The organism is Arthrobacter sp. Y3221157, assembly GCF_059089865.1.
Window position 1 is genome coordinate 1 of sequence record NZ_JBNHFD010000211.1, and the last position, 716, is coordinate 716.

Annotated in this window: 1 protein-coding gene; it reads right to left on the bottom strand. The window is 65.6% G+C overall.

Translation table 11 applies throughout. The annotated features are described in order from the left end of the window. Positions 1-716 (bottom strand): thiamine pyrophosphate-binding protein (locus AC5RTT_RS20690; protein ID WP_494146726.1); only part of this gene is annotated, 716 nt, incomplete at both ends.

Consider the following 716-nt stretch of genomic DNA (forward strand, 5'->3'; position numbering starts at 1 on the left):
GCGTAGACCTTGCGGTAGTCGTGGCCGCCGCGCTTGAGGTTCCAGATCTGGTCATCGGTGAGGTCCGCGACCAGGTCCTTGGTGCGGGGGTCCTTGCCGAAGAAGTGTTCGCGGACGAACCCGCCGGACTCGGCCTTGTAGGTCTGGTAGTCCCCGTCAGGGGTTTCGTTCATGATCTTCACCAGCGACCCGTCGGTGTCGCGGGTGAGCAGGTCATCCCATTCCCGGCCCCAGACGACCTTGATCACGTTCCAGCCCGCGCCGCGGAAGAACGCTTCGAGTTCCTGCATGATCTTGCCGTTGCCGCGCACCGGCCCGTCCAGGCGCTGGAGGTTGCAGTTGATCACGAAGTTCAGGTTGTCCAGGTTCTCGTTCGCGGCGAGCTGGAGCAGGCCGCGGGACTCGGGCTCGTCCATCTCGCCGTCGCCCAGGAACGCCCAGACCTGCTGGTCGGAGGTGTCTTTCAGGCCCCGGTTGTGCAGGTACCGGTTGGACTGGGCCTGGTAGATCGCGTTCATCGGCCCGATGCCCATGGACACGGTGGGGAATTCCCAGAACTGCGGCATCAGCCGCGGGTGCGGGTAGGAGGACAGGGCATGGCCCTCGCGGGACTTTTCCTGCCGGAACCCGTCCAGGTCCTCCTCCGAGAGGCGGCCTTCCATGAACGCGCGGGCGTACATGCCCGGGGACGCGTGGCCCTGGAAGAACACCTGGTC